The sequence below is a fragment of the Nocardioides proteolyticus genome, assembly GCF_051280635.3.
GTDB lineage: Bacteria > Actinomycetota > Actinomycetes > Propionibacteriales > Nocardioidaceae > Nocardioides.
Map to the genome: position 1 here is coordinate 20,648 of NZ_JBNBPO030000031.1, position 26,881 is coordinate 47,528.

A 26,881-nucleotide genomic window follows, 5' to 3' on the forward strand; every position below is an offset into this window, starting at 1 on the left:
GGATGGATCCCGCCACGACGCGCCTCGCGGTGCTCATCGACGCCGACAACACCTCACCGAAGCACGTGAGCGCGCTCCTGGAGGAGCTCGCGCAGTACGGCGTCGCCACCGTGAAGCGGGCCTACGGCGACTGGACCACCCCGCAGCTCAGCGGCTGGAAGGCCGAGCTCAACCAGCACGCGATCCTGCCGGTGCAGCAGTTCTCCTACACGACCGGCAAGAACTCGACCGACTCGGCGCTGATCATCGACGCGATGGACCTGCTCTTCGAGGGCAACCTGGACGCGTTCGCTATCGTCTCCAGCGACAGCGACTTCACCCGGCTCGCCGCGCGCCTGCGCGAGTCGGGCAAGAGCGTCTACGGGCTCGGCCTGCGCAAGACGCCGAAGCCGCTCGTCGCGGCGTGCGACACCTTCATCTACCTCGAGGTGCTCGGGACGGAGCAGTCCGGCAGCGGAGGCGGGCAGGACCCGGCCGAGGAGCCGGCGAGCGGGCAGGAGCTGCCGAACCTCCAGAGCCTGCTGACCCGGGCGGTCAACACCACCTCGCAGGACGACGGCTGGGCGCACCTGAGCGCGATCGGGTCCTACCTCCGGTCGGTGAGCTCGTCGTTCGACTCCCGGCTCTACGGCTACCCGAAGCTGCTCGCCATGGTCGAGGCCCAGCCCTACCTCACGGTCGCCAACGACGGCAACGGCGTGCTGGTGCGGCTCAAGGGCGGCAAGGCGCCGGCGAAGAAGGCCGCCGCCAAGAAGACTGCCGCGAAGAAGACGAGCGCGACCAAGACGACCGCGTCCAGCAAGCGCTCGTCGAAAGCGACGAACCAGGCTCAGCCCAGCGGGTAGCCCTGGACGAACTCGGTGAGCCGGGCGAGCTGGTCGGGGTCGGTGCTCGGGATGACGCCGTGGCCGAGGTTGAAGATGTGACCCTTCGCCGCCCGACCCGCCTCGATGATCTCGCCGGCGCGAGCGGTCATCACCTCGGTGGGGGCGAAGACCAGGGTGGGGTCGAGGTTGCCCTGGACGACGCGGTCGCCCACGACCGGGATCGCCCGGTCCAGCGGCGTGCGCCAGTCGACGCCGACCACGTCGGCGCCGGCCTCACCCATCAGGTCGAGCAGGTTCGTCGTACCGACACCGAAGTGGATGCGGGGGACGCCCAGCTCGCCCACCTCGGCGAGCACCCGCGCCGAGTGCGGCTGCACGTGCTCGGCGTAGTCGGCGGGGGTCAGGGCACCGGCCCAGGAGTCGAAGAGCTGCACCGCCGAGGCGCCCGCCGCGACCTGGGTGGTCAGGAACGCCGCGGAGATGCGCCCGATCTTCCGCATCAGCGCATCCCAGACGTCCGGCGCGCCGAACATCAGCGCCTTCGTCCTCGCGTGCTCCTTCGACGGCCCGCCCTCGACGAGGTACGACGCCACGGTGAACGGGGCGCCCGCGAAGCCGATGAGCGGGGTGCCGCCGTTGATCGCGGCGAGCTCGGCGGTCAGGCCCTGCACGGCCTGGGTGATGAAGGGGATGTGCTCCGGCGTCAGGTCGGGGATGGCCTCGACGTCGGCGAGGGTGCGGACCGGCCGGGCCACGACGGGGCCGACGCCCGGCACGATGTCGAGGTCGACGCCCACCGCCTTCAGCGGCAGCACGATGTCGGAGAAGAAGATCGCCGCGTCGACGCCGTAGCGGCGCACCGGCTGCAGCGTGATCTCCACGATCAGCTCCGGGTCGGCGCACGCGTCGAGCATGGCGACGCCCTCCCGCACCTTGAGGTACTCGGGCAGCGAGCGGCCCGCCTGCCGCATGAACCACACCGGGGTGTGCGGGACCGGCTCCCCGCGGGCCGCCCTGAGGAAGGCGCTCCCCGCCAGGTCGTCGTGCCGTGCCTGCTCACTCACGGCTCCAGCCTGACAGGTCGGCGGCGTGGGACGCACATCCAGCCGCCGGTTTCGGCTTAGTGTGACCCCATGGTCGCCCGGCAGGAGACGAACCAGGGGCCCGGCGCGGCCGGGGCACCCCCGGAGTTCCTCGCTGCCGTGGAGGCCCTCCGTGCGGCGGTGCTCCGGCCGGAGGTGCTCTGCGAGGAGATGCCGGCCCCGCAGCGGATCGCGCCGTTCGCGACCGCGCTGTCCGCCGACGTCACCGTCGACGGCGAAGACGTCGCGACCGGGCGGCTGGTGGTGCTGCACGACCCGGCCGGCAACGACGCCTGGGAGGGCACCTTCCGCTGCGTCGCCTACTGCCGGGCCGAGATCGACGGTGAGCTCGCGACCGACCCGCTCCTGACCGACGTCGGCTGGACCTGGCTGACGGAGGCGCTGGACGCCCACGGCGCCGCCCACGTCGCCGAGTCCGGCACGGTCACCCGGGTGGCGACCGAGAGCTACGGCACCATGGCCGGCGAGCCCGGCAACGCGCAGCTGGAGATCCGGGCGTCGTGGACGCCGGCCGACCCCGCCGACCTCACCCGCCACGTCGAGGCGTGGGGCGAGCTGCTGTGCACCGCCGGTGGCCTCGAGCCGGTGCCGGAGGGAGTCGCCGTGATGCCGTCGCGTCGCGGTCAGCGGGGTGGCGCCGGCTGATGGCTGGACCGACCGGGCGCGACCCCTCCGCCGAGACCACCCCGGAGGAGGAGCAGGAGCCCGTCGAGCTGCTCGAGCTCTCCGGTGGACTGCCGCCGGTCATCGACACCCCCGCAGCGCTGGCGGAGTACTGCGCCACCCTGGCGGCGGGCACCGGGCCGGTCGCCATCGACGCGGAGCGCGCCTCCGGCTACCGCTACTCCAGCCGCGCCTACCTGATCCAGGTCAAGCGCGAGGGAGCCGGCATCGGGCTGATCGACCCGATCCCGTTCCCCGACCTGCGGCCGCTCGCCGAGGCGATCGGCGACGCCGAGTGGATCCTCCACGCCGCCACCCAGGACCTGCCGTGCCTCGCCGAGGTGGGCCTGCGGCCGGCCGCCCTGTTCGACACCGAGCTCGCCGGGCGCCTCCTCAACTATCCCCGCGTGGGCCTGGCGACCCTCGTCGAGACCCTCCTCGGCCGCCAGCTGCTCAAGGAGCACTCGGCGGTCGACTGGTCGACCCGGCCGCTGCCCGAGCCGTGGCTTGAGTACGCCGCGCTCGACGTGGAGGTGCTCGTCGAGCTGCGCGCGATCCTGGTCCAGCAGCTGGAGGAGGCCGGCAAGACCGACTGGGCGCGTCAGGAGTTCGAGCACCTGCGCGGCTTCCAGCCGACGGTCCGGGTCGACGCCTGGCGGCGTACCTCGGGCCTGCACAAGGTCCGCGGGCGGCGCACCCTCGGGGCGGTGCGGGCGCTGTGGGAGACCCGCGACCGGATCGCCCGCGAGCGCGACGTCACGCCCGGCAGGCTGGTGCCCGACTCCGCGATCGTCGCGGCCGCGACGGCGATGCCGACCAGCCGCGGGGCTTTGATGAGCACCCAGGGCTTCCACGGTCGCGGCGCCTCCCGCTACGCCAACGAGTGGCTGGCGGCGATCCGCGAGGCGGCGGAGATGCCCGAGGACGAGCTGCCCAGCCGGGTGAGCCAGGGCGACGGGCCCCCGGCCCCGCGCACCTGGGCCGACCGCGACCCGGTCGCCGCCCGGCGGTTGGAGGCCGCACGCTCCGCCGTCGCCGCGATCGCAGAGGACAACGCGGTGCCGGTCGAGAACCTGCTCACCCCCGACCACCTGCGCCGGGTGATGTGGTCCCCGCCGCGGACCCGCGACCCGGTGGAGCTGCTGGAGGCCGTGATCGACCAGCTCGCCGCCCTCGGCGCGCGGAGCTGGCAGGCCGGGCTCACCGCGCCCGCGTTGACCCGGGCGATCCTCGATGCGGAGCAGCCGGCGGCTCAGTCGCGCAAGCGGTCGTCGCCCGTCGACCCCGAGGGCGACCCCGACGGCGACCCCGACGGCGACGCCGGAAGCGACGACGACGGGTCGCCCTCGTCGCCGTCCGCGCCGTCGTCGGACTCCTCCGGCTCGTAGTCGGGGTCCAGCACCGAGCGTGACTCCTCGTCGATCTCCGCGAGGGACTCCCGCAGGTCGTCCAGCGCCGGGGTGGTCAGCAGCGCCTCGATGTCAGGGTTGACGAGGGCGCGCAGCTCCTCGCCCTCCTCCATCAGCGGCGGCAGCACGATCGTGCCGGCGGCCTCGTTGAACACCTGGGAGTGCTCGGGTGCCTGGTCGGGCTGGAGGAACGCCGGCGTGAGCGCGACCTTGAGGTTCGCCGGCTGCAGGTAGCCGGTCTGGGCGACCCGGGCCACCGCCTCCTCGCTGACGAAGTAGGTGAGGAAGTCGGCCGCGCTCTCGGCCCGGGCCGGCTTGCCGGGCGAGAGGCAGATGCCGGTCAGCTCGCCGACCGTCTGGTTGGAGCCGAGGGAGGGCATCGGCATCACGTCGAACTCCAGCCCCTTGGTCCTGCGCAGCTCGGGCGTGAGGCCGCGGAAGCCGGCGATCATCGCGAGTCGTCCACGCTTGAACCACTCCAGCGCCGGCCGCCGCTCGAGCTGGCGGCTGGTGAGGGTGAGGCGGGGGTCGCGCAGCAGCTCGAGGGTCTGCCGCAGGGCGCTGGCCGAGTCGTCCTCGCTCAGCGTCAGCCGCCGTGGTCGGACCTCGTCGTCGAACACCTGGCCGCCGCCGGAGTGGACGAAGGGTGCCAGCCCGTCGAGGGTGGGGTCGATGTGGACACCCCGGGTGCGCTGGCGGGGCTTGCTGGCGAACTCTGCCGCGGCGCGGAACTCCGTCAGGCTCCAGCCCGTGTGGTCGGGGTTGGGCGTCGGGAGGTCCTGGGCCTCCATCCGCTCGAAGTCGACGAGCCGGGTGTTGTAGTAGATCACCATCGGCGAGGAGCCGTACGGCATGCACTGGAGGTCGTCGTCGGCGGAGAACGCCGAGATCGCGTCGCGCGAGAAGTCGTCGCCGATCGGCACCTCGCGCGAGTCGAGCAGGTCGAGGAGCGGGCGGTTGCGCTCCTCCGCGATCGTCTCCGCGAGGTCGCTGTGCGGGATCAGGAACAGGTCGGGGTCGGTCGCCCCGCTGCGGATGTCCTCCATCATCTCCGCCGCGGTGGGCCAGGAGACGAGCGAGACGTTGGTGTCCTCGGTCGAGGCGTTGTAGTCCCTGACCACCGCGCGGTAGGCGGCGACCTCCTCGTCGCTGCCCCACACCGCGAACTGGAGGCGGACCATCGCCGGGGCGGTCGACCGGTCCGGGCGCGGCTGGTCGTCGGCGCTGCCGTCGGAGATCGCGATCATGCCCACGAGGACCGCCACCGCGACGACCACCACCACCGCGACCGTCCGCCAGTCGAACCGTCCCACCCCAGACTCCACGTCCTGATCCCCTGTCCTCGGAACGATCCACTCTCCCGCAACGCGCCACCTTACCGAGCGCCCCGCGCCGAGGAGGCAGCTTGCCGACCCACGCGCGTCGACGGGGTCGGGCCGGGAGCCTCGCGGCGCCCTGCGCCGGTTGACGAGACCGGCTCCACAGGGCCAGCGGGGAGAGCACGCCGAGCCGGGAGCGCCTCACGGCGCATGGCCGCTCGTAGCGGCTTTCAGTTGGGACCCGGGGCTGCCGCGACCCGGCGTGCTCGACCCCCCACTGTAACGACTTCGCGGTGAGCCGGGGCCGGTGTGAACAGGCTCTCAGCCCAGCCCGCGACCGAGCTCGACGTGACCGGCCGACTCCAGCTGCTCGGCCAGCACGAGCATGCGTCGTACGTCGTCGTGCGGCACCTCGGGCGTGGCGGCCCGCCCGGCCGCGACCACCCGGGCGAACGCGGAGGCACGGAAGAGGACGTCGGCGAAGTCGCCGCCCGCGATGCCGCGGAGCACCTCGTCGATCATGGCCCGCAGCTCGTCGGGGCCGGGCGGGTGGGCCACGCCGGCGACCACCTCGGCGAACTCCGCGCGGGAGCGCCCGCTCTCGAACTGGTGCGCCACGCCGCTGGGATCGGCGTGCACCCAGGACCGCAGCAGGTAGAGCCGCCACAGGCAGCCCGCCAAGGAGTCCGGAGCGGCGTGGGACCAGACCTCGGCGATCGCCTCGATGCCTTCGGTCTCGGTCAGCCGGACCAGCCGGTCGGCGACCCCGGCGTCGTCGCTGGAGCGTGCACCGCGCACCAGCAGCACGGCGGCACGCTCGGCGGCCTCCATCACCAGCGCCGGGTCGGCGCCGGCGGCCACCTCGTCGAAGAAGGCAGCCTCCCGCGGGGCGGGACGGTGGTGCTCGCGGCGCTCGGACACCGCACCAGCCTAGGGGGTGGCAGGGCACGGCTCCGGCGGTTTCGACGTGCTGCGGGACTGCCCGCTCACAGCGCGTCGAGCGCCTTGCGGATCCGCACGTCGGAGACCGGCCCGTCGGTGCCCAGCGCCTGCGCCCACAGGGACACGCGGTACTCCTCGAGCATCCAGCCGACCTTGCGCAGGCCGGCGGCCGGCGGCCGTCCCTCGGGCAGGGCCGCGAGGCGGGCCAGGTAGGCCTCCTGCAGCGGCTGGACCAGGTCCATCCGCTGCCGGTCCTTCACGACCGCGGCGGCGCCGCCGGTGTCGAGCGCGGTGCGGCGCTCGCGCATCCCCATCAGGTAGGTGCGGTAGCGGCGCAGCCGAGCGGCGCCGGCCTCGCCGACGAAGCCCTCGCGCACCAGCCGGCCGAGCTGTGCCTGAAGATCGGTCAGGGCGGGCAGCAGCGGCAGATCGGCCCGGCCGCTGAGCAGGCGGTCCACCTCCCGCCAGAGCGCGAGCACCCGGAGCAGCTCGGCCAGGACCTCGCGAACAGCGGCCGGGCCGTCCTTGCGCAGGGCCGCGAGCAGGGCGTCGTACTGCTGCTCCGTGCGGACCTCGCCCGCCGCGTCGACGGCGTCGACCACCACCGCGCGCAGGCAGTCGGCGAGGATCGCCGGCACCCCGGCGTAGGGCGTGCCCGCGAGGCCCAGCTTCTCGGCGTTGCCGAGCCCGTCCGCGATCCCCGCCAGCGGCGCGTCGCCGAGCTCCAGCAGCAGCAGGCGTACGACGCCGAGCCGGTGCCGCGCGGCGCGCTCGTCGGCGGACCCGAAAACCTGGAGGCCGACGGTCGCGCCCTCGTCGACGAGGCCGGGGAACGCCTCCACCTCGTGGCCGGCGCGGGTCCAGGTCGCGGTGGCCGGCACCTCGCCGAAGGCCCAGCTCGTCTCACCGGTGTGCGCGACGCCCGAGTCGGACGCCACCTCGGCCATCGCCTTCTCGAACTGGGGCCGCAGCGGTGCCTTGAGCTCGGTGAGCGACTTGCCGCGGGCCTGCTCGCGGCCCCGGTCGTCGACCACCCGGTAGGTCGGCTGCAGGTGCGCCGGCAGGTTGTCGAGTCCCCAGGCCTCGCGGGGCACGTGCACGCCGGTCGTGGAGCGCAGGTAGCGCTCCAGCGCGTCGAGCAGCGGCTCCTCCCCCGGCGGCACGTTGGCGAGGAACTCGCGGGCGGTGTTGGGCGCCGGCACGAAGCTGACCCGCAGCTGCTTGGGCAGGCTCCGCAGCAGCTCGGTCACCAGCTCCTCGCGCAGTCCCGGGACCACCCAGGAGAAGTCCTCGTCGGCGACCCGGTTGAGGGTCGCGACCGGGATGTCGATGGTGATGCCGTCGTCGGCCGCCCCCGGCTCGAAGTGGTAGCGGATCGGGAAGCTCAGCCCCTCGTCGAAGGACCACGCCTCGGGGTAGTCCGCCTCGCGCACCTCCTCGACGGTGTCGTGGGTGAGCATCGCGGGGTCGAAGGTCAGCAGCTCGGGCTCCGCCTTCCGCGCGTCCTTCCACCACCGGTCGAAGTGCGCGCCGCTGACCACGCCCTCGCCGACCCGCTGGTCGTAGAAGTCGAAGAGCGTGTGCTCGTCCACCACGAGGTCGCGCCGGCGGGCGCGGTGCTCGAGCTCCTCGGCCTCCTGCAGCAGCCGGCGGTTGCGGTGGAAGAAGCGGTGGCGGGTGTCCCACTCGCCGTAGACCAGCGCGTGGCGGATGAAGACCTCCCGCGCCAGCGCCGGGTCGACGCGCCCGTAGGAGACGAGACGGTCGGTGGCCAGCGGCACGCCGTACAGGGTCACCCGCTCGCGCGCCATCACGGCCTGCCGCTTGCGCGACCAGTGCGGCTCCGACCAGCTGCGCTTGACCAGGTGGTCGCCGAGCCGCTCGGCCCACTCCGGCTTGATTTCGGCGTTCTGGCGGGCCCAGAGCCGCCCGGTCTCGACCAGCTCGCCGGCCATCACGAACGGCGGGTTCTTCCGCGCCAGGACGGAGCCGGGGAAGATGGCGAACCTCGCGCCGCGGGCACCGAGGTACTCCCGCGGCCCGGGCCGGCGACGCTCCTTGGGGGCGCGCCCGGGTGGCGGCTTCTCGCGCTCCTCGCGCAGGCCGATGTGGGACAGGAGCCCCGAGAGCAGCGCCTGGTGCACGCCGTCGGCGTCGTACGGCGCCCCTCCCTCGGCGCCGCTCTCCGCGCCGCGCGTCGGCTCGACCCGCAGCCCCATCTCCTTGGCGACCTGGCGCAGCTGCGCGACGAGCTCCTGCCACTCCCGCACCCGCAGGTAGTTGAGGAACTCCCGCTTGCACATCCGCCGGAAGGCGCTGCTCGACAGCTCGTGCTGCTGCTGCCGCAGGTGCCGCCAGAGGTTGAGCCAGGTGAGGAAGTCCGAGCCCTCCGCCTTGTAGCGGGCGTGCAGCTGGTCGGCCTGGGCCCGCTCGGCCGGGCGGTCGGCCCCGGGCCGCTCCCGGGGGTCCTGGAGCGACAGCGCGGCGACGATGACCATCACGTCGCGCACACAGCCCAGCCGCTCGGCCTCCAGCAGCATCCGGCCCAGTCGCGGGTCGACGGGGAGCCGCGCCAGGCGCCGGCCCACCTTCGTCAGCTCGCCCTTCGCCGAGACCGCGCCCAGCTCCTCGAGCAGCTGCACACCGGCCTGCACGTTGCGCCGGTCGGGCGGCTCGACGAAGGGGAACCGGGCGATGTCCCCGAGGCCCAGGGCGGTCATCTGGAGGATCACCGACGCCAGGTTGGTGCGCAGGATCTCGGGATCGGTGAACTCCGGCCGCCCCTCGAAGTCCTCCTCGGAGTAGAGCCGGATCGCGATGCCGGCGGCGACCCGCCCGCACCGCCCCGACCGCTGGTTGGCGGAGGCCTGGCTGATCGGCTCGATCGGGAGCCGCTGGACCTTCGTGCGCGAGGAGTAGCGCGAGATCCGGGCGACACCGGTGTCCACGACGTACCTGATGCCGGGCACGGTCAGCGACGTCTCCGCCACGTTGGTCGCCAGCACCACCCGCCGGCGGGATCCGCTGGCCGGCGCGAAGACGCGGTGCTGCTCCGCCGCGGACAGCCGGCTGAAGAGCGGCAGCACGTCGATCCCGCGCGGGCCCTCCTCGAGGGGCGCCAGCGCCTCGGCCGTGTCCCGGATCTCCCGCTCGCCGGGCAGGAACACCAGCACGTCCCCCGGCCCCTCGGCCGAGAGCTCCTTCACCGCGTCGACGATCGCCTCGGTCTGGTCGCGGACGATCGGCTCGCCGTCCTCGTCGGCGGCCGGCAGCTCCAGGAGGGGGCGGTAGCGGACCTCGACGGGATAGGTGCGCCCGGTCACCTCGATCACGGGCGCGGGCGTGCCGTCCGGGCCGGCGAAGTGCTCGGCGAACCGCGCGGTCTCGATGGTCGCCGAGGTGATGACCAGCTTGAGGTCCGGCCGGCGCGGCAGCAGCTGGCGCAGGTAGCCCAGCAGGAAGTCGATGTTGAGGCTGCGCTCGTGCGCCTCGTCGATGATGATCGTGTCGTAGCGGCGCAGCATCCGGTCACGCTGGAGCTCCGCCAGGAGGATGCCGTCGGTCATCAGCTTGACCCGGCTGGCGCGCGAGGTGCGGTCGGTGAACCGCACCTGGTAGCCGACCAGCTCGCCCAGCTCCACGCCGAGCTCCTCGGAGATCCGCTCGGCGACCGACCGGGCGGCGATCCGGCGGGGCTGGGTGTGGCCGATCATCCGGGTCCGGCCGTCGGCGTCCTCCGCACCACGCCCCAGCTCGAGGCAGATCTTCGGCAGCTGGGTGGTCTTGCCGGAGCCGGTCTCCCCCGCGACGATCACGACCTGGTGGTCGCGGATCGCGGTCGCGATGTCGTCGCGACGGGCGCTGACCGGCAGGTCGGGCGGGTAGGAGATGTCCACAGCACGACCATTGTCCCCTGCCCGCCCTGACCGGCGCGCGCCGGTTTGCCCGGCGGGTACGGCCGTCGCCGGTCAGTCGCCGCGGATCGCGAAGTACTCGTCGGTGCCGGTGGTGCCGGTGTAGGCGTGGTCGGCAGGTCGGTCCCACGTGGTGACGGTGACCACGACGACCTGGCCGGGGAACTCCGCGGCGACCTGGCTGACGCCCGCCTTGGTCGCCAGCCTCGCCCGGCTCGCTCCCTCCACGGCGACGTCCTCGCAGGTCCACCCCGTCGGGCAGTCCGCGGCGCCGGTCTCCTCCCACGTCGGCGCGGCCCCCATCCCGAGCCGGACCCAGGGCTGGTCGCCCAGCTGGTCGTCGAGGGCCGCCGCCACGGCCTGCAGCTGGGCGAGCTGCCCGCTCCCCTCGTCGTCGGTCGCGACCTCGCCCAGCCTCTGCTCGAGGGTGCCGACCGGTGTCCGGCCGGGCGCCTCGGCCGCCTTCGGCGCCGCCGGCCGCTGCCGCTGCTCGGCCGCCGGCGTCGTCGCGGCCTGCTCCTCGCCCGCCGGGGCACCGCCGAGCGTCGTCGCCGCTCCCGCCAGTGCGGCGACGGTGACGACCGAGCCGGCCGCCGCGAGGGCCTGGTTGCGGCGCAGCCGCCCGCGGCCGCGTCGTACGTCGTCGCCGGGGGCGAACCCCGGCACCTCCACCTCGCTCGCGAGCCGGTGCAGCCGGTCGCCGAGGCGGTCCTCCAGTGTGTCGTTCATCGGTACTCCCTCTCCGTCTCGGGCTCTGCCAGCACGGCGCGCAGCGCACCCAGCGCGGCGGACGTCTGGCTCTTCACGGTTCCGGTGCTGATGCCGAGGTCGGCGGCGGTCTCCTGGACGCTGAGACCCCAGAAGTGGCGCAGCACGACGATCCGGCGCATCCCCGGCGGCAGCCGTCGCAGCGCCTCCCACAGCGCGTCGCGCTCCCCCGGGTCGGGCGGCCGGACCTCGCGCTCGGGGAGGTCGTCGCTCGCGGACGTCTCCCGTCGCCACGGTCGGCGGGTCTCGTCGACGTGGGCGTTGACGAGCGCCCGGCGGACGTAGGCGTCCACCGAGTCGGCGCGCTGGACCCGCGGCCAGGCGACGTACAGGCGGGTCAGCGCCGCCTGCACCACGTCCTCGGCCCGGTGCGGGTCCCCGCACAGCAGCCATGCCGCGCGGTAGAGCTGCGGCCGCCGCTCCGCGACGTAGGCGGCGAACGCCTGGTCCCTGTCCGGCCGCCGGGCCATCCGGTCCCCTCTCCTGGTCGGCCGACCTTCGGCCTCACCTGCTTGACGGAGCTCGTCCATGATCGGTTGGCCGCGCCGGGCACCGGGGTTTGACACGGCCCGGCGTGGCGTGGGTTACAGTGGCCCCGGGATTGTCTGACAATCACCACGACGCCGCAGATCCTCCTGCGAACCCACCTTCTCAGCGGAGGCTTCACCATGAGCATTGCGCCTGACCGCACGATCGCCCCTCGCCTGACCGCGAAGGAGGTCGATCGCGCCGCCGCCCGGACCGCGCACAACTACCACCCGCTGCCGGTCGTGCTCAGTCACGCGGAGGGCGCCTGGCTGACCGATGTCGACGGCCGCCGGTTCCTGGACCTGCTCGCCGGCTACTCCGCACTGAACTTCGGCCACGGGCACCCGCGCCTGCTCGCGGCCGCGCACGGGCAGCTCGACCGGCTCACGCTGACCAGCCGGGCGTTCGTGCACGACCGGTTCGCCGACTTCTGCGCCGCCCTGGGCGAGCTGTGCGGCAAGCAGCTGGTGCTGCCCATGAACACCGGCGCCGAGGCCGTGGAGACCGCGATCAAGGTCTCCCGCAAGTGGGGCTACGACGTGAAGGGCGTCGCGCCCGACGCGGCCCGGATCGTCGTGGCGGCCGGCAACTTCCACGGCCGCACGACGACCATCGTCGGCTTCTCCGACGACCCCGACGCGCGGGGCGGCTTCGGCCCGTTCGCACCCGGGTTCGACCTGGTGCCCTACGGCGACACCAGCGCCCTCGCCGCGGCGATCACGCCGGACACCGTCGCGGTGCTCATCGAGCCCATCCAGGGCGAGGGCGGGGTGATCATCCCGCCCGAGGGCTACCTGCGGGAGGTCCGCGAGCTGTGCACCCGCGAGCGGGTGCTGCTCGTCGCCGACGAGATCCAGTCGGGCCTCGGCCGCACCGGTCGCACGTTCGCGTGCGACCACGAGGCGGTCGTCCCCGACCTCTACCTGCTGGGCAAGGCCCTCGGCGGCGGCATCGTGCCGGTCTCCGCGGTGGTCGGCGACAGCGACGTCCTCGGGGTGCTCCGGCCCGGCCAGCACGGCTCGACCTTCGGCGGGAACCCGCTGGCCTGCGCCGTCGGGCTCGAGGTGGTCGACATGCTGAGCACCGGCGAGCTCCAGGCACGAGCGACCGAGCTGGGCACGCTGCTGGCCGAGCGGCTGCACGCACTGCTCGGGCAAGGGCTGGTCTCCTTCCGCTCCCGCGGCCTGTGGGCCGGCGTCGACATCGACCCGGCGATCGGCACCGGCCGCGAGGTCTGCGAGCGGCTCATGGAGCGCGGGGTGCTGGCCAAGGACACGCACGGCTCGACGATCCGCCTGGCACCGCCCCTGGTGATCACGCCGGACGACCTGCACTGGGGGATCGACCAGCTGGCCGCCGTACTCGCCTGACCATCGGAGCAAAGGAGCACGCCATGGCGCGCAGCATCAACCACGTCGGAGTCATCGGACTGGGCAAGGTCGGCGAGCTCGTCGCCGGCCTCCTCAACGACGCCGGCTTCAAGGTCAGCGGGTACGACGCCCAGGGCCGGCCCGGGCTCCGGTTCGAGACCGCCCAGCTCGACGTCGGCGACGGGGAGGTGCTGCGCAACGCGCTGCGCGGCCTCGACGCCGTCGTGTCGTGTCTCCCCTACGACCGCAACATCGAGGTGGCCGAGGCGGCCGCCGCGGTCGGCTGCCACTACTTCGACCTCACCGAGGACGTGCCGACCACCCAGCGGGTGATCGAGCTGGCCGAGCAGACCCCGGGCGTGGCGTTCGTGCCGCAGTGCGGCCTCGCCCCGGGCCTGATCGGCATCGTGGGGGCCTCCCTGGCCAAGGGTTTCGAGGAGATCCGCTCCATCGAGCTCAAGGTCGGCGCGCTCCCCCAGAACCCGACCGGCCTGCTCGGCTACGCCTTCAACTGGTCGGCGGAGGGTGTGGTCAACGAGTACCTCAACGACTGCGAGGTGCTCCGCTCCGGCCGCCGCAAGATGGTGCCGGCGATGGAGGAGAAGGAGCGCGTCGTGATCGGCGGCATCGAGCTCGAGGCCGCGCTCACCTCCGGCGGGCTCGGCACGATGTGCCAGACCTACGAGGGTCGCGTGCAGCGGCTGGACTACAAGACGCTGCGCTACCCCGGCCACTTCGACCAGATGCACTTCCTCTTCGACGAGCTCGGGCTGCGCGACGCCCGCGAGGAGGTCGGCCGGATCCTGGTGCGGGCCAAGCCGCCGGTCAACGACGACATCGTCTACCTCCACGCGGCGGTCGAGGGCGTCAAGGACGGCCAGCCCTTCCGGGAGAACCACGTCAAGGGCTACCTCCCCATCGAGATCGACGGCCGGAGCTGGCGGGCGATCTCGTGGACCACCGCGTCCTCGGCGGTCGCCGTCGTCGAGCTCGTCGCCGACGGCGTGCTGCCCCACGAGGGCTTCGTCCGCCAGGAGGACATCTGCCTCGAGGACCTCTACGCGACGCACGCCGGACGGCGCTTCGCGGACTACGGAAGGATCAGCGCATGAGCCAGCAGGCGACCACAGGACTCGCCGACCGCGCGCGGGAGATCCTCGCCGCGCTCGGCGTGGACCCGGCGCTCCTCGAGCAGGGCACGGGCCCGTCCGCCTCGGGCACGCTCGTCGCCCGCACGCCGGTCGACGGCTCGGAGCTGGGCCGGCTCGCGGCCCACACGCCCGCCGACGTCGCCGCGGTGGTCGGCTCGGCGCAGGCGGCGTACGAGCAGTGGCGCTCGGTGCCGGGACCCGTGCGCGGACACCTCGTCCGCGAGCTCGGCGAGCTGCTCCGCCAGCACAAGGACCTGCTGGGCGAGCTGGTGTCCATCGAGGCGGGCAAGATCCGCTCCGAGGGCCTCGGCGAGGTGCAGGAGATGATCGACATCTGCGAGTTCGCGGTCGGCCTCTCCCGCCAGCTGCACGGCCTCACCATCGCCTCCGAGCGCCCCGGCCACCGGATGATGGAGCAGTGGCACCCGCTCGGCGTGGTCGGCGTGATCAGCGCCTTCAACTTCCCCGTCGCGGTGTGGTCGTGGAACGCCGCCCTGGCACTGGTCGCGGGCGACGCGGTCGTGTGGAAGCCGTCCGAGAAGACGCTGCTCACTGCGCTGGCCTGCCAGGCGCTCGCCGCCGAGGCGGCCCGGCGCGTGGGCGCTCCCGACGGGCTCACCCAGGTCGTGCTGGGTGAGCGCGAGGTCGGCGAGGCCCTCGTCGACGACCCCCGGGTCCCCCTCGTCTCGGCCACCGGGTCGACGCGGATGGGCAAGCAGGTCGCACCGCGGGTCGCCGCGCGGCTGGGCCGCTGCCTCCTCGAGCTCGGCGGCAACAACGCGGCGATCGTGGCCCCGTCCGCCGACCTGGACCTGGCGGTCCGCGGCATCGTGTTCGCCGCCGTGGGCACCGCCGGCCAGCGGTGCACGACGCTGCGCCGGGTGATCGTCCACGAGTCGGTCCACGACGAGCTGGTCTCCCGGCTCTCCAAGGCCTACGGCACCCTCTCCATCGGCGACCCGCTCGACAAGAACACCCTCGTCGGGCCGCTCATCGACGCCTCGGCCACCGAGGGCTTCCTCGCCGCGGTCGAGACGGCGCAGCGCGACGGCGGCCGCCTGGTGACCGGCGGCGTCCGGGCCGACGGGGTTGCCGGCGGCGAGTACGTCGTACCGGCGATCATCGACATGCCCTCCCAGACCGACATCGTCAAGGCGGAGACCTTCGCGCCGGTGCTCTACGTGCTGACCTACACCGACCTCGACGAGGCGATCGCCCTCCACAACGGCGTCGCGCAGGGACTGTCGTCGGCGATCTTCACCCTCGACGCCCGGGAGGCCGAGCTGTTCATGTCGGCCACCGGCTCCGACTGCGGCATCGCCAACGTCAACATCGGCACGTCCGGCGCGGAGATCGGCGGCGCGTTCGGCGGCGAGAAGGAGACCGGCGGCGGACGCGAGTCCGGCTCGGACGCGTGGAAGGCCTACATGCGCCGCACGACCAACACGGTCAACTACTCCACCGAGCTGCCGCTCGCCCAGGGCGTGGAGTTCGGGTGATGCCCGGCTCGGTCACACTGGTCGGCCCCACCGAGCTGCGCGCCCGGTTCGCCCGGGCGCTCTCCGCGCTCTACGGCTCGGAGGTGCCCGCCTACAACAGCCTGGTGGAGGTCTCCGCGGCCGTGAACGCCGACGTCCTGGCCCGGATGGGCGAGGAGGCGGAGCGGCTGGGGAGCATCGAGCGGGTCACCGCGGAGCGGCACGGCGCCATCCGGGTCGGGACCCCTGCGGAGATCGAGCAGGTCGGCCGGATCTTCGGTGCCTGCGGGATGTATCCGGTCGGGTTCTACGACCTGCGTGAGGCCAGCCCGCCGATCCCGGTCGTCTCGACCGCGTTCCGGCCCGTGGACCGCGCGGAGCTGGCGGCCAACCCGTTCCGGGTGTTCACCTCCCTGCTCGTGGTCGACGACCGTCGCTTCTTCGACGAGCGGACGCAGGCCCAGCTGGAGGAGTTCCTCGCCGCCCGGCGCCTGTTCCCCGACGAGCTGCTCCACCTCGCCGACCTCGCGGAGAAGGCCGGCGGGCTCACGGCCGACGACGCCGACCGCTTCCTCGAGCTCGCCACGGCGTCCTTCGCCCTCTCCGCCGAGCCGGTCGACCGGGCCTGGTACGAGCATCTCGAGGCGATCTCGTCGGTCGCGGCCGACATCGGCGGGGTCACCTCGACCCACATCAACCACCTCACGCCGCGCGTGCTCGACATCGACGACCTCTACCGGCGGATGACCGACCTCGGGATCACCATGATCGACCGGATCCAGGGGCCGCCGCTGACCACGAAGCCCGCGGTGCTGCTGCGGCAGACGTCGTTCCGGGCGCTGGCCGAACCACGCACCTTCCGTGAGGCCGACGGCTCGCTGACCTCCGGTGAGCTGCGGGTGCGGTTCGGCGAGGTCGAGGCCCGCGGCGTTGCGCTGACGCCCGAGGGCCGCGCCCTGTACGACGCCTCGGGCATCGACGCGTTCCCCGACACCGAGCAGGAGCTCCACGACGCCGGCCTGGCCTACTACGGCCGGGACGCCGACGGGCGGCTGCAGCCCATCGTCTACGAGGACTTCCTCCCGAAGTCGGCGGCCGGCATCTTCGCCTCCAACCTCACCTCCGACGGCACGGTCGACGCCGCCCAGCGCGCCGCCGCGCGCGACGCCGGCTGGCTGCGGGAGGCGCTGGGCCGCCCGCTGCACGACCCCTACGCGCTGTACACCGCCGAGGCGGCCTCCGCCTGACGAGGCTCCCGCTCGTGGGTCCGGCACGGGTGTGAGCGTGGGTCAGCGCGGCGGCGGGGGCAGGGCGTCCGTCGCCTCCAGCGGTCCCATGCCGGTGACTAGCAGGAGGTCGGCGACGATGGCGCGCATCTGCGCCAGGATCGCCTCGGCCGCGAGCTCGTCGCTGCGCTCCACCCGACCCGTCGCCGCGCCCACGGCCAGCACCACGTCGCGGGCGCCCACCGCCGGGCGGTCGGCCGCCAGCTCGTCGGCGACCGCGTCGGCCGCCGCCGCGAGGTCCGCCGTCAGCATCGAGTACGACCGCGGCACCGGCCGTCGACGGTAGGCGGCGACCGACGTCTGCCGCACCAGGACCCGCGTGCTGCGCAGGGCCCGGTCGAGCGGGTCCACCAGCTCGACCAGCCGCCGCAGCGGCTCGCGGTGCCGCACCCGGAAGGGGGAGGAGCTGACCACCGAGGTGCCCTCCGAGGCCGCCGCCTGCAGCTCCCGGATCATCCGGTCCGTGGCGCGGGCGTCCGCGAGCAGCTCCAGGGCGGGGTCGACCTCGCCGTCGACCATCACGTCGGAGGCCGCCCGGAGCAGCTCGGCGACCTTGCGGGCGACGGCGGCGGCCTGCTCACGCGGGCGGCGCAGCGGCGCGCCGGGCACGACCATCGCCGCCACGAGCGCGACCGCGCCGCCGATCAGCGCGTCGGTCCAGCGGAGGAAGGCCCCCTCGGCGCCGGGCACCAGGGCGGCGACGACGATCGACTGCACCGCGGCCTGGGTCACGAACAGGGTGCCGGCGTCCAGGAGGAGGGCCGTGGACATGGCGAGCAGCACGATGAGCGCGAGCTGCCAGGCACCCGACCCGATGCCGGCGACGATCGCGTCGGCCACGAAGACCCCGATCGCGACGCCCAGCGTCACCTCCACCACGCGGCGCAGCCGCTGGCCGTAGGACGTGCCGAGCGAGACGACGGCGGCGATCGGCGCGAAGAACGGCGTGTCGTGGCCGAGCAGGTCGGCGGCGATCCACCAGGCGACCCCGGCGGCGACGGCGCACTGGCCGACCACCCACCACTTGCCGCGCCACCGGTCGTACCGTCCGCGCAGCGAGAGTCGGCTCCTCGCCCACATCCGGTCGAGTGACGCCTCCACGCCGCGATCGTCCCACGCGCGCGAAGGCGTCACCACGAGCCGGTCAGACCACCTTGGCCTTGGGCGGCAGCACCTTGCGCGAGGCCATCGCCACGATGTCCTCATAGCGGGAGCCGGTGAGCTTCGCCATCTGGTGGAGGGCGTGGGCGTCGATGCCGACGAGCACCCGTGCCTGGTTCTTCACGATCCCCTTGACGATGATCTCCGCGGCGCGCTCCGGCGTCATCCGGGCCAGCTTCTTGTCGAACAGGTCGGCGGTCGCCTTCTTGTCCTCGGTGGCCGCGACCCGGGCGTTGCGCGCGATCGCGGTCTTGATGCCACCCGGGTGCACGCAGCTGACGCCGACCTTGTGCCCGGCGATCAGCATCTCCTCGCGCAGGGCCTCGGTGAAGCCGCGGACGGCGAACTTGGTGGCGTTGTAGGCGCTCTGCCCCGGCATCGCGATCAGGCCGAACAGCGAGGAGAGGTTGACGATGTGGGCGTCACCGGAGGCGATCAGGTGGGGCAGGAACTCCTTGGTGCCGTGCACGACGCCCCAGAAGTTGATCCCGGTGATCCACTCCATGTCCTCGTAGGTCAGGTCGGTGACGTCACCGGCCAGCGCGACGCCGGCGTTGTTGACGACCACGTTGACCCGGCCGAAGTGGTCGGCGACCTTCGCGGCGTAGGCGGCGAAGGCGGCACGGTCGGCGACGTCGAGCCGGTCCGAGATCACCTCGGGCGCGCCGGCCTGGGTGGCCAGCGAGACGGTCTCGGCGAGGCCGGCCTCGTCGACGTCGGACAGGGCGAGCAGCGAGCCCTTCCCGGCGAGGTTCACCGCCAGCGCCCGGCCGATGCCCGAGCCGGCTCCGGTGATGACGACGACCTTGTTGTTGAGGTTCTTCACGCGCTTCCCTTCCTGCCTGAATCCTGCGGTGCCTCACTACGGCGGACTTCGTTCCTCAGCCCACCTGCGTGGGGGCTCCTCGGACTCACGCGCTGACTGCCTCTCGCTGGGTGACCGGCTCCACGTCGTACTGCTCGATGTCGAAACGCGACAGTAGCCGCCGGAAGGTGAACGTCTGCCCCGGCCACAGGGTGGTGTTGTTGCCGAACTTGTCGAGGTACCAGCTCGCGCAGCCGCCGGTCTGCCAGACGGTCGGTCGCATCCGGCGGCGGATCCGCGCGGTCCAGCGGTCCTGCGCGGCCTGCGTCGGCTCGACCGCCGCCAGGCCCTCGCGGCGGAGGGTGCAGACCGCGTCGACGACGTAGCGCACCTGGGACTCGATGATGAAGATCATGCTGGAGTGGCCGAGCGCGGTGTTGGGCCCGACGACCTGGAAGTAGTTGGGGAAGCCGTGCACGGTCGTGCCCTTGTAGGCCGCCATGCCGGCCTCGTCCCAGACCTCGGCCAGCGTCCGGCCCTCCCGGCCGATGATGTGCTGCGCGATGGGCGGCTCGGTGACGTAGAAGCCGGTGGCCACCACGAGCACGTCGATCGCGCGCTCGGTGCCGTCGGCGGTGACGACCGAGTCGCCGGTGATCTTCACGATCGGGTCGGTGACCAGGTCGACGTTGTCGGCGGCGAGCGCGGGGTACCACTTGTTGGAGATCAGGATCCGCTTGCAGCCCGCGCGGTAGCTCGGGGTGACCTTCGCCCGGAGCTCGGGGTCCTTGATCGCCTTGGCGATGTTGCGCTTGCCCTGCGCCTCGACGGCCGCCATCAGGCCGGGGAACCGGTTGAACGCCGGCACACGGGCCTCGAGCGTCGCGTAGACGGCCGAGCGCACCGCACGCTGCACGGCCGGCGCCCGTCGGAACAGGCTCTTCTCGAGCGCGGTGAAGGACCGCTCGTTGCGCGGGATGATCCAGTTCGGCGTGCGCTGGTAGACGTCGAGGTGGCCGACCACCTCCTGCAGCTCGGGCACCAGCTGGATCGCCGAGGCGCCGGTGCCGATCACCGCCACCCGCTTGCCGGCGAGGTCGACGTCGTGGTTCCAGCGGGCCGAGTGGAAGACCTCGCCCTGGAACGTCTCGATGCCCTCGATCTCGGGCAGACGCGGCTCGGACAGCCCGCCGGATCCGGAGATCAGCGTGCGGGCGGCGTACTCGCGGGTCCCGTCGGGGCCCTGGACGGTCACGATCCAGCGCTGCTCGGCGACGTCCCAGCGCGCGTCGGTCACGGCGGTGTCGAAGACGAACCGGTCGAGCGTGCCGGACTCCTCGGCGACCCGGCGGGTGTAGGCCCAGATCTCCTGCTGCGGCGAGAAGACCTTGGACCACTCCGGGTTCAGCGCGAACGAGTAGGAGTAGAGCTGGCTCGGGACGTCGCACTCCGCGCCGGGGTAGGTGTTGATGTGCCAGGTGCCGCCGACGTCGCTGTCCTTCTCGACGACGACGAAGTCACGCTCGCCGGCCTCGTCCAGCTTGATCGCGGCGCAGAGACCGGCGAAGCCGGCACCGACGACGAGGTGGTCGACCTGTGTGCGACCCGGAGTAACAGTCATGACTCCGACGCTATTGGCACTATTGAACGACTGTCAATAGACTGGGCGGCGTGACGCGGACCACCCCTGCCCCGGCGCCTCGCACCCGGCTGTCGCCGGAGCAGCGCCGTACCCAGCTGCTGGACCTGGGCGTCGAGCTGCTCGCCACCCGCTCGCTCGACCAGCTCTCGATCGACGTGCTCGCGGAGGAGGCGGGGATCTCGCGGGGGCTGCTGTACCACTACTTCGGCGGCAAGCAGGGCTTCTACGAGGCCGTGGTGCAGCACGCCGCCGCCGACCTCTACGCCCAGACCGCTCCGCCCGCCGGGGGCGAGCCGCTCGACCGGCTGCTGGCCTCGATCACCGCCTACGTCGACTACGTCGTCGCCAACCACGCCGGCTACCGGTCGCTGGTCAAGGCCGCCGCCGGCGGCAACGAGGCGCTCCGCGCCGTCTACGAGGCCACCCAGGAGGCGCTCGCCGAGCGCATCTTCGCCGAGGACGCGCTCGGCGAGGTCGTCCCCGACACCCCCGCCGTCCGGCTGCTCGTCCGCGCTTGGCAGGCCATGGTCGAGGACCTCGTCCTCACCTGGTGCGAGGACCCCACCTCCCTCTCCCGCGACGACCTCCTCCAGGTCATCACCACCTCCCTTCCCACCCTCGTCGCCACCCTCCCCTGACCCGCCCCCGACCCCACGAGGTGGCGGGTTTCGGCGCGCGAGGTGGGCGGTTTCGGCGCGCGAGGTGGGAGGTTTCGGCGCGCGAGGTGGGCGGTTTCGGCGCACCGGCTGACCCCACCCGTCCCTCGATGCACCACATCCGCGCCCGGTCCCTGTGGAAGAACGGCCAGCTCCACAACCCGGCCCGCCGGCGATGCGTCGTACGACGGAACGGCGGAGCCTCGTCGGGTGCCCACATTCGACCCGTTCAGCGGCGAACCGTTCACCATCGCGATGGCGGCGGCCGCCGGCGTCAGCCCCGCGAAGGTGCGTTACCTGCGCCGTGCCGGCGTCCTTCGACCCCTCCTGCACGGTGTGTACGTCGCCAGCTCGGCCACCGACTCGGTCGACCTCCGTGCGCGGGCGGCCGCGCTGGTCCTGCCGCCGCACTCCGTGGTCTGCGACCGGTCAGCGGCGTGGCTGCACGGCATCAGCATCCTCGACCTCGGTGAGCTGGACGTCGTCCCTGATCTCGAGGTCGTGTCCCGCGACGGCAACGACCGGTCGAGACGGCAAGGCCTTCAGGGCGGCAAGCGCGACCTGGTCGACTCGGAGGTGATGCTGGTCGGCGACGTCCCGGTCACCACGCCGATCCGCACGGCATGCGACGTCGCCCGGTTGCGCGGCCGCTATCGCGCTATGGCCACCCTCGACACCTTCCGGCGCCGGCACGGTCTGACCCAGCAAAGCCTCACTCGGATGCTGCCACGCTTCGCCGGGCACCGCGGGGTGCGGCAGCTGCGCGAGCTGATCCCGCTCTCCACGGACCTCGCCGACTCTCAGCCCGAGTCATGGCTGCGGCTGATGATCCACGACGACGGCATGCCGATGCCGGCGGCGCAGGTCTGGGTGGACGTCCCCACGTGGGGCCGGGCGAAGATCGAGAACGCCTACGAGCACCTTCGCATCGCCGTGGAGTACGACGGCGAGGAGCACCACACACGGCCCGAGGACCAGGAGCGTGACGATGCCCGCCGCCGTGCGCTGCGCGACGAGCTCGACTGGCACATCATCGTCGTCCGGAAGGCCGGGCTCGCTGCCCAGGCCCGTGATGCCTGGCTTCGCGAGCTACGGGCCGTGCACGCGAAGCGGTCACCGGAGACGCCGGTCAGGCGGATCTACTCGCGCGGACCGGACGAGCCGTCGTACCGCCGCCGTCCGCGTCGTCCGTGAGCCGAGGCCCGCCACCTCGCACACCCGGATCTGCCACCTCGCGCGCCACAACCTCCCACCTCGCGCGCCAAACCCGCCACCTCGCACGCCACAACCTCCCACCTCGCGCGCCACAACCTCCCACCTCGCGCGCCACAACCTCCCACTTCGCGCGCCACAACCTCCCACCTCGCGCGCCACAACCCGCCACCTCGCGCGCCACAACCTCCCACCTCGCGCGCCACAACCCGCCACCTCGTGCTACTTGCGCTTGCGGGTGCGGGTGACGCCGACGAGGCGGGGGCCGGCGAGGCGGGCCTCGACGCGCCGGGCCTCGCGCTTGACCGGCTGGGCGACGTACTCCCCGAGGATCACGCCGGAGGCGAGGGCGATGGCGACGGAGGCGGCGGTGGCCATGGCGAGCAGGCCGCCGGCGACCTGGCCGCCGCCCTGGTCGCCGAGCAGGAAGAGGCCGCGGTAGATCGAGAGGCCGGGGAGGAGCGGGACGACCGCGGAGACCACGACCACCAGCGGCGGCACCCGGAACCGCCCGGCGACGGTGTAGCTGAACAGCCCGATGCCGAACGCCGCGACCCCGACCGCCCAGGCGCGGGCGAAGTCGGCCTGCTCGACCGCCTCGGTGGTCGCGATCCCGAGCCCGCCCAGCAACCCGATCGGCAGCAGGATGCGCCACGGGGCGTAGCAGGAGAAGGCGAAGGCCGCCGCGGCCAGCCCGCCGCCGACGGCCGCGGTCGAGACCGACACCAGGTCGAACCGCGGCAGCGTCAGCCGCTGGATCTCCAGGCCGACCGCGCCGGCGAGGCTCAGCCCGCCACTGACGCCGGCGATGATGCCGGCCGTCGCGAGGACCGCCTCGAGGATCCGTGCCCCACCGGTCACGAAGAAGCCCGACAGCGAGTCCTGGATGGCGCCCATGAACCCGATGCCCGCGAGGAGCATCACGATGTTGGCGATCACCACGAGGGAGGTGTTGAGGTGCACCCACGGCTCGAACAGCCGGGTCGCGGCCGCGGCCAGCACGCTCGCGACGACGCCGCCCGCGACCTGCTGGTAGAACAGCGGCAGCCGGCGCCGGGTCATCGCGAGCTGGATCCGCGCGATGCAGATCGAGGCGAGGAAGGCGACCAGCGCCACCACGATCCCGCCGCCGAGCTGCACAGCCACCCCCGCGCACATCAGGCCGGAGCCGAGCGCCGCCGCCCACCGCGGCCGGGCGTGGCCGGAGGAGGCGATCCGCGCCATCTCCCGGCGCGCGTCGTCGAGCCCGAGCCGACCGGCCACCACGTCGCGGACCAGATGGTCGACCCGGGTCAGGTCCTCGTAGTCGATGTCGCGCTGCGTCACCTGCCTGATCTGCATCACCGGCGACTCGTCGGCGTCCCGTTGGACGCTCATGGACAGGGAGGTGAACGTGACGTCGATCTGGGTGTGCGGCACGCCCAGGGCGCGCGCCAGCGCCCGCATCGTCGCCACCACGTCGGGCGCACCGGCGCCGGAGGAGAGCAGCACCTCCCCCACCTTCAGACAGAGGTCGAGGGTGCGGTTGAGCTCGCGTCCTTCGGCCATGACGGTCATGCTGGCAGGCCTCTGGTAGACACGCGGCATGACCCCCGGTGACCCGATCCGGGTCGTGATGACCAAGTGGGGCGACCGCCCGCACTGGGAGTACGACGGGACGTTCCTCGGCTCCGACGCGTACGGCGACTGGCTCGGCTTCCCGCTCGGGACGCACTACCGGCGGCCCGGCCTGGAGTTCGTCGCGGAGTTCGCCGGCGTGGTGGTGGTGCCGACCGGTGGCGCCGCCCACGTCGCGGCCTTCAACGACGCCAAGGCCACGCACCGGGTCTACGTCGACATCACGACACGCCCCGCCTGGGACGGCAGCGTGCTGCGAGCGGTCGACCTGGACCTGGACGTGGTGATGCTCCAGGACGGCACCGTCTACCTGGACGACGCCGACGAGTTCGCCGAGCACCGGGTGGCCTACGGCTACCCGCCGGAGGTGGTCAGGTCGGCCGAGGAGTCCGCCGCCCGGGTGCTGGCCGCCGTCCGGGACGGCGAGCCGCCGTTCGACGGTACGGCCGAGCGCTGGCTCCACCTCCTAGGCTGATGAGGTGCGCATCGACTTCCACGGATCGCCCGAGCCGACGCTGGGGGTGGAGTGGGAGTTCGCGCTCGTCGACCGCCGCACGCGCGACCTGCGCAACGACGCCGCGCACCTGTTCGCGCGCGCCAAGCCGCGGATGCCCGACCCCGCCAAGCTCCACAAGGAGCTGCTGAAGAACACCGTCGAGGTGGTCACCGGCGTCTGCCACACCGTCGGCGAGGCGATGACCGACCTGCGCACCACGCTCGGCCACGTGGTCGCCGCCGCCGACGACCTCGACCTCGACCTGTACGGCGCCGGCACGCATCCCTTCGCGGACTGGACCGGCCAGCAGCTCAGCGAGGGGCACCGCTACGAGGAGCTGATCAACCGCACCCAGTGGTGGGGTCGCCAGATGCTGATCTGGGGCGTGCACGTGCACGTCGGCCTGCCGGAGAAGGCCCGCGTGATGCAGGTGCTCAACGGCCTGCTCACCTACTACCCCCACCTCCAGGCGCTCTCGGCGTCGTCGCCGATCTGGATGGGCGTGGACACCGGCTACGCCTCCAACCGGGCCCTGATGTTCCAGCAGCTGCCGACCGCCGGGCTGCCGTTCCAGTTCCAGACCTGGGAGGAGTTCGAGCGCTTCGCCCACGACCAGCTGACCACCGGCGTGATCGACGACCTCAGCGAGATCCGCTGGGACCTGCGGCCGGCCATGAAGCACGGCACCATCGAGAACCGGGTGTGCGACGGCATCTCCACCTTCACCGACATGGAGGCGCTGGTCGCGCTGATGCACTGCCTGGTCGTGTGGCTCGACGAGCGCGCGGCGGCCGGGGAGCAGCTCCCGACGATGCCGCCGTGGCACGTGCAGGAGAACAAGTGGCGCGCGGCCCGGTACGGCGTCGACGCGATCGTCATCCTCGACGCCCACTCCAACGAGCGGCTGGTCACCGACGACCTCGCCGAGCTGGTCCCGCGCCTGGAGCCGACCGCCCGCCGGCTGGGCTGCGAGGCCGAGCTGGCGTCGGTGCTGGAGATCCCGGCCCGCGGGGCGTCGTACGCCCGGCAGCGGGCGGTGGCCGAGCGCACCGGCGACGACCTGGTGGCCGTGGTGGACTCCGTGGTGGCCGAGCTGCGCCGCGGGCTGGACTAGGCCGCGGCCCGCCAGCCGTCGGTACCAATCAGTAGATGCCGACCTTCGGGAACTCGATCCGGCACTTCTCGTCCTGGCAGGTGGGGGTCTCCGCCCACACCACGGCGGGCTCGAACGAGGTGCCGGTCGACGTCATCACCTGCACGCCGGTGAACTTCGCCTCCTCGTAGGACTTCACCACGAAGACCACGTCGCCGTCGCCGTCACCGTCGACGTCGCTGAGCGTCGCGCCCTGGAGGTTGCGCCGGCCCACCTTCGACGTGCCGGAAAAGCCGGGGATCTCCTTCAGCTGTCCGCCGGAGACGTCGTAGACGGCGATCGCGATCTCCTCCTCGTAGCTGTTCACGTCGACGCCGACGACCCGGTCCACGCCGTCGCCGGCGACGTCGCCCACCAGGAGCTCGTTGTGGTAGATCCGGCTCTTGGTGATCGCCCCGAGCTCGAAGTTCCGGCCGCTGGACTTCAGCAGCGCCCAGCCGCGGTCGCCGGAGTAGTAGCTGGTGTAGTCCTTGTCGGCCAGCTTGTCGGCCGGCAGCTCGGCCCACAGGTCGTCGTCGCCGTCGGCGTCGAAGTCGCCCGCGCGCACGGTCGTCGCCTCGATCACGGCGTTCGGGATCGACAGCCACAGCACGGGCGCCGCGAACGTCCCCTTGCCGTCGTTGAGCATCACCGAGACGTCGACGAGCTTGTCGTTGGGTCCGGCGAGGGCGAGGTCCTCGTCGCCGTCACCGTCGAAGTCGCCGCTGACGACCTGGATCCGGATGTCGCCGTACTCCTTGAGCGTCGACAGCGACATGGTGTGGGTCTGCTCGCCGGGGAACTCCTTGTCGCTGGAGGACAGCGTGATCTGGTCGCCGGAGCCGACGAACGACCAGGTCAGCTTGTCGTTGGCGCCGTCGCCGTCCCAGTCGAAGTAGAGCTCCTCGGGCTCGTTGTACGGGTCGGCCGCCAGCTCGGTGGTCTCGAAGACCTCTCCCGTGCTCCTGGCGGTGACCTTCTTGACGTCGTCGTAGTCCTGGTAGACGTAGTAGATCGCGTCGCCCCGGCCGTCGCCGTCGACGTCGCCCTGGGTGGCCGCACCGGCGTCCTCGCCGTCGGGGTCCTCGGGGTCGTCGCCCTTCGCCGAGCCGTCGGACCCACCGCCGTCCCACGGCTGCACCACCGCGAGGGTGACGCCGGTGCCGAGGACCAGCGCCAGCACCACGGCGAGCACCGCCCACACCCACGCCTTCCCCCTCCGGCGGTCGCCGGACGGGCCGACGGGGTGCAGCGGCGGGCCGCCGTACGCCGGACCACCCGCCGGCACCTGGCCGTACGACGCCTGCGGCGGGCCCTGCGGCGCTGCCGGCTGCGGGTGCCGCTGCTGCGGGGCCGTCGGCGCGTCCGGCCCCCCGTAGGGCGGGCTGTACGGCGGCGGGCC

21 protein-coding genes and 1 pseudogene are annotated in these 26,881 nt (G+C 73.0%); 11 read left to right on the forward strand and 11 right to left on the reverse strand.

All coding sequences use genetic code 11. From position 1 onward, the window contains the following. Nucleotides 1-2 precede the first annotated feature (2 nt). Nucleotides 3-845, forward strand: coding sequence for an NYN domain-containing protein (locus ACPOLA_RS16625; protein WP_435771619.1), 843 nt, complete (start codon nucleotides 3-5; stop codon nucleotides 843-845). Here ACPOLA_RS16625 and hemE read toward each other — a convergent pair. After that, nucleotides 830-1,891 carry a uroporphyrinogen decarboxylase gene (hemE, locus tag ACPOLA_RS16630; protein WP_435771620.1) on the reverse strand — a complete coding sequence of 354 codons (1,062 nt, stop codon included), beginning with the start codon at nucleotides 1,889-1,891 and terminating at the stop codon, nucleotides 830-832. The genes ACPOLA_RS16625 and hemE overlap by 16 nt on opposite strands. A 69-nt stretch (nucleotides 1,892-1,960) precedes the next feature. On the opposite strand from hemE, the gene ACPOLA_RS16635 reads away from it, so the two are divergent. After that, nucleotides 1,961-2,575: a DUF3000 domain-containing protein gene (locus ACPOLA_RS16635; protein ID WP_435771621.1), complete on the forward strand. Its 615-nt coding sequence runs from the start codon at nucleotides 1,961-1,963 to the stop codon at nucleotides 2,573-2,575. Then, on the forward strand, nucleotides 2,575-3,981 hold the full coding sequence (locus ACPOLA_RS16640; protein ID WP_435771622.1) for an HRDC domain-containing protein: 1,407 nt from the start codon (nucleotides 2,575-2,577) through the stop codon (nucleotides 3,979-3,981). Before ACPOLA_RS16635 ends, ACPOLA_RS16640 begins: the two co-directional genes overlap by 1 nt. Nucleotides 3,982-4,202: 221 nt before the next feature. Here the strand turns inward: ACPOLA_RS16640 and ACPOLA_RS16645 are convergent. The 5 genes and pseudogenes from ACPOLA_RS16645 to ACPOLA_RS16665 all read right to left on the reverse strand — a co-directional run. After that, nucleotides 4,203-5,249, reverse strand: a pseudogene (locus ACPOLA_RS16645) (extracellular solute-binding protein); the annotation flags it as partial. A 393-nt stretch (nucleotides 5,250-5,642) separates the two neighbouring features. Next, the gene (locus ACPOLA_RS16650) at nucleotides 5,643-6,242 is read right to left on the reverse strand and encodes a hypothetical protein (protein WP_435771623.1); all 600 of its coding nucleotides are present in this window, start codon (nucleotides 6,240-6,242) and stop codon (nucleotides 5,643-5,645) included. Nucleotides 6,243-6,307: 65 nt separating this feature from the next. Beyond that, nucleotides 6,308-10,159 (reverse strand): ATP-dependent RNA helicase HrpA, encoded by a 3,852-nt coding sequence (gene hrpA / locus ACPOLA_RS16655; protein ID WP_435771624.1) that lies wholly within the window; start codon nucleotides 10,157-10,159, stop codon nucleotides 6,308-6,310. 72 nt (nucleotides 10,160-10,231) lie between these two features. Next, a complete protein-coding gene (locus tag ACPOLA_RS16660; RefSeq protein WP_435771625.1) occupies nucleotides 10,232-10,906 on the reverse strand; it encodes a hypothetical protein in 675 nt (224 codons plus the stop codon). Then, a complete protein-coding gene (locus tag ACPOLA_RS16665) occupies nucleotides 10,903-11,415 on the reverse strand; it encodes a SigE family RNA polymerase sigma factor (protein ID WP_435771626.1) in 513 nt (170 codons plus the stop codon). Before ACPOLA_RS16665 ends, ACPOLA_RS16660 begins: the two co-directional genes overlap by 4 nt. A 198-nt stretch (nucleotides 11,416-11,613) precedes the next feature. On the opposite strand from ACPOLA_RS16665, the gene rocD reads away from it, so the two are divergent. The 4 genes from rocD to hglS are packed head-to-tail and all read left to right on the forward strand — an operon-like array spanning nucleotide 11,614 to nucleotide 16,719. After that, nucleotides 11,614-12,843: an ornithine--oxo-acid transaminase gene (rocD, locus tag ACPOLA_RS16670; protein WP_435771627.1), complete on the forward strand. Its 1,230-nt coding sequence runs from the start codon at nucleotides 11,614-11,616 to the stop codon at nucleotides 12,841-12,843. 23 nt (nucleotides 12,844-12,866) lie between these two features. Then, the gene (locus ACPOLA_RS16675; RefSeq protein WP_435771628.1) at nucleotides 12,867-13,955 is read left to right on the forward strand and encodes a saccharopine dehydrogenase family protein; all 1,089 of its coding nucleotides are present in this window, start codon (nucleotides 12,867-12,869) and stop codon (nucleotides 13,953-13,955) included. Continuing rightward, nucleotides 13,952-15,493 (forward strand): L-piperidine-6-carboxylate dehydrogenase, encoded by a 1,542-nt coding sequence (gene amaB, locus ACPOLA_RS16680; protein WP_435771629.1) that lies wholly within the window; start codon nucleotides 13,952-13,954, stop codon nucleotides 15,491-15,493. The genes ACPOLA_RS16675 and amaB overlap by 4 nt, the downstream gene beginning before the upstream one ends. Continuing rightward, nucleotides 15,493-16,719 carry a 2-oxoadipate dioxygenase/decarboxylase gene (gene hglS, locus ACPOLA_RS16685; protein WP_435771630.1) on the forward strand — a complete coding sequence of 409 codons (1,227 nt, stop codon included), beginning with the start codon at nucleotides 15,493-15,495 and terminating at the stop codon, nucleotides 16,717-16,719. The genes amaB and hglS overlap by 1 nt, the downstream gene beginning before the upstream one ends. A 42-nt stretch (nucleotides 16,720-16,761) precedes the next feature. On the opposite strand, the gene ACPOLA_RS16690 is transcribed toward hglS, so the two are convergent. From ACPOLA_RS16690 to ACPOLA_RS16700, 3 genes are all read right to left on the reverse strand, one after another. Further along, on the reverse strand, nucleotides 16,762-17,859 hold the full coding sequence (locus ACPOLA_RS16690) for an FUSC family protein (protein WP_435771631.1): 1,098 nt from the start codon (nucleotides 17,857-17,859) through the stop codon (nucleotides 16,762-16,764). A 43-nt stretch (nucleotides 17,860-17,902) separates the two neighbouring features. Then, nucleotides 17,903-18,745, reverse strand: coding sequence for an SDR family NAD(P)-dependent oxidoreductase (locus ACPOLA_RS16695; protein WP_435771632.1), 843 nt, complete (start codon nucleotides 18,743-18,745; stop codon nucleotides 17,903-17,905). Between the two features lie 85 nt (nucleotides 18,746-18,830). Continuing rightward, complete coding sequence (locus tag ACPOLA_RS16700) at nucleotides 18,831-20,345, reverse strand: flavin-containing monooxygenase (RefSeq protein WP_435771633.1); 1,515 nt, start codon at nucleotides 20,343-20,345, stop codon at nucleotides 18,831-18,833. 50 nt (nucleotides 20,346-20,395) lie between these two features. On the opposite strand from ACPOLA_RS16700, the gene ACPOLA_RS16705 reads away from it, so the two are divergent. Together ACPOLA_RS16705 and ACPOLA_RS16710 are read left to right on the forward strand one after the other, a co-directional pair. Continuing rightward, nucleotides 20,396-21,004 carry a TetR/AcrR family transcriptional regulator gene (locus ACPOLA_RS16705; RefSeq protein ID WP_435771634.1) on the forward strand — a complete coding sequence of 203 codons (609 nt, stop codon included), beginning with the start codon at nucleotides 20,396-20,398 and terminating at the stop codon, nucleotides 21,002-21,004. Between the two features lie 228 nt (nucleotides 21,005-21,232). After that, on the forward strand, nucleotides 21,233-22,216 hold the full coding sequence (locus ACPOLA_RS16710; RefSeq protein WP_435771635.1) for a type IV toxin-antitoxin system AbiEi family antitoxin domain-containing protein: 984 nt from the start codon (nucleotides 21,233-21,235) through the stop codon (nucleotides 22,214-22,216). A gap of 240 nt (nucleotides 22,217-22,456) precedes the next feature. Here the strand turns inward: ACPOLA_RS16710 and ACPOLA_RS16715 are convergent, their stop codons facing one another. Next, nucleotides 22,457-23,782, reverse strand: a complete 1,326-nt coding sequence (locus tag ACPOLA_RS16715; protein ID WP_435771636.1) for a threonine/serine exporter family protein — start codon at nucleotides 23,780-23,782, stop codon at nucleotides 22,457-22,459. Between the two features lie 37 nt (nucleotides 23,783-23,819). On the opposite strand from ACPOLA_RS16715, the gene ACPOLA_RS16720 reads away from it, so the two are divergent. After that, nucleotides 23,820-24,326 carry a DUF402 domain-containing protein gene (locus ACPOLA_RS16720; protein ID WP_435771637.1) on the forward strand — a complete coding sequence of 169 codons (507 nt, stop codon included), beginning with the start codon at nucleotides 23,820-23,822 and terminating at the stop codon, nucleotides 24,324-24,326. A 4-nt stretch (nucleotides 24,327-24,330) separates the two neighbouring features. After that, entirely contained in the window at nucleotides 24,331-25,461 is a 1,131-nt protein-coding gene (locus ACPOLA_RS16725; RefSeq protein ID WP_435771638.1) for a glutamate--cysteine ligase, read from the forward strand. A gap of 28 nt (nucleotides 25,462-25,489) precedes the next feature. On the opposite strand, the gene ACPOLA_RS16730 is transcribed toward ACPOLA_RS16725, so the two are convergent. After that, the coding region (locus ACPOLA_RS16730; protein ID WP_435771639.1) for an FG-GAP-like repeat-containing protein at nucleotides 25,490-26,881 on the reverse strand (1,392 nt) is incomplete at its 5' end.

Coding starts and splice junctions, on each gene's coding strand:
- ACPOLA_RS16625 (WP_435771619.1), top strand. CDS start 3: ATGGATCCCGCCACGACGCGCCTCGCGGTGCTCATCGACGCCGACAAC.
- ACPOLA_RS16640 (WP_435771622.1), top strand. CDS start 2,575: ATGGCTGGACCGACCGGGCGCGACCCCTCCGCCGAGACCACCCCGGAG.
- ACPOLA_RS16675 (WP_435771628.1), top strand. CDS start 12,867: ATGGCGCGCAGCATCAACCACGTCGGAGTCATCGGACTGGGCAAGGTC.
- ACPOLA_RS16660 (WP_435771625.1), bottom strand. CDS start 10,906: ATGAACGACACACTGGAGGACCGCCTCGGCGACCGGCTGCACCGGCTC.
- ACPOLA_RS16665 (WP_435771626.1), bottom strand. CDS start 11,415: ATGGCCCGGCGGCCGGACAGGGACCAGGCGTTCGCCGCCTACGTCGCG.
- amaB (WP_435771629.1), top strand. CDS start 13,952: ATGAGCCAGCAGGCGACCACAGGACTCGCCGACCGCGCGCGGGAGATC.
- ACPOLA_RS16715 (WP_435771636.1), bottom strand. CDS start 23,782: ATGGCCGAAGGACGCGAGCTCAACCGCACCCTCGACCTCTGTCTGAAG.
- ACPOLA_RS16700 (WP_435771633.1), bottom strand. CDS start 20,345: ATGACTGTTACTCCGGGTCGCACACAGGTCGACCACCTCGTCGTCGGT.
- ACPOLA_RS16635 (WP_435771621.1), top strand. CDS start 1,961: ATGGTCGCCCGGCAGGAGACGAACCAGGGGCCCGGCGCGGCCGGGGCA.
- hglS (WP_435771630.1), top strand. CDS start 15,493: ATGCCCGGCTCGGTCACACTGGTCGGCCCCACCGAGCTGCGCGCCCGG.
- rocD (WP_435771627.1), top strand. CDS start 11,614: ATGAGCATTGCGCCTGACCGCACGATCGCCCCTCGCCTGACCGCGAAG.
- ACPOLA_RS16720 (WP_435771637.1), top strand. CDS start 23,820: ATGACCCCCGGTGACCCGATCCGGGTCGTGATGACCAAGTGGGGCGAC.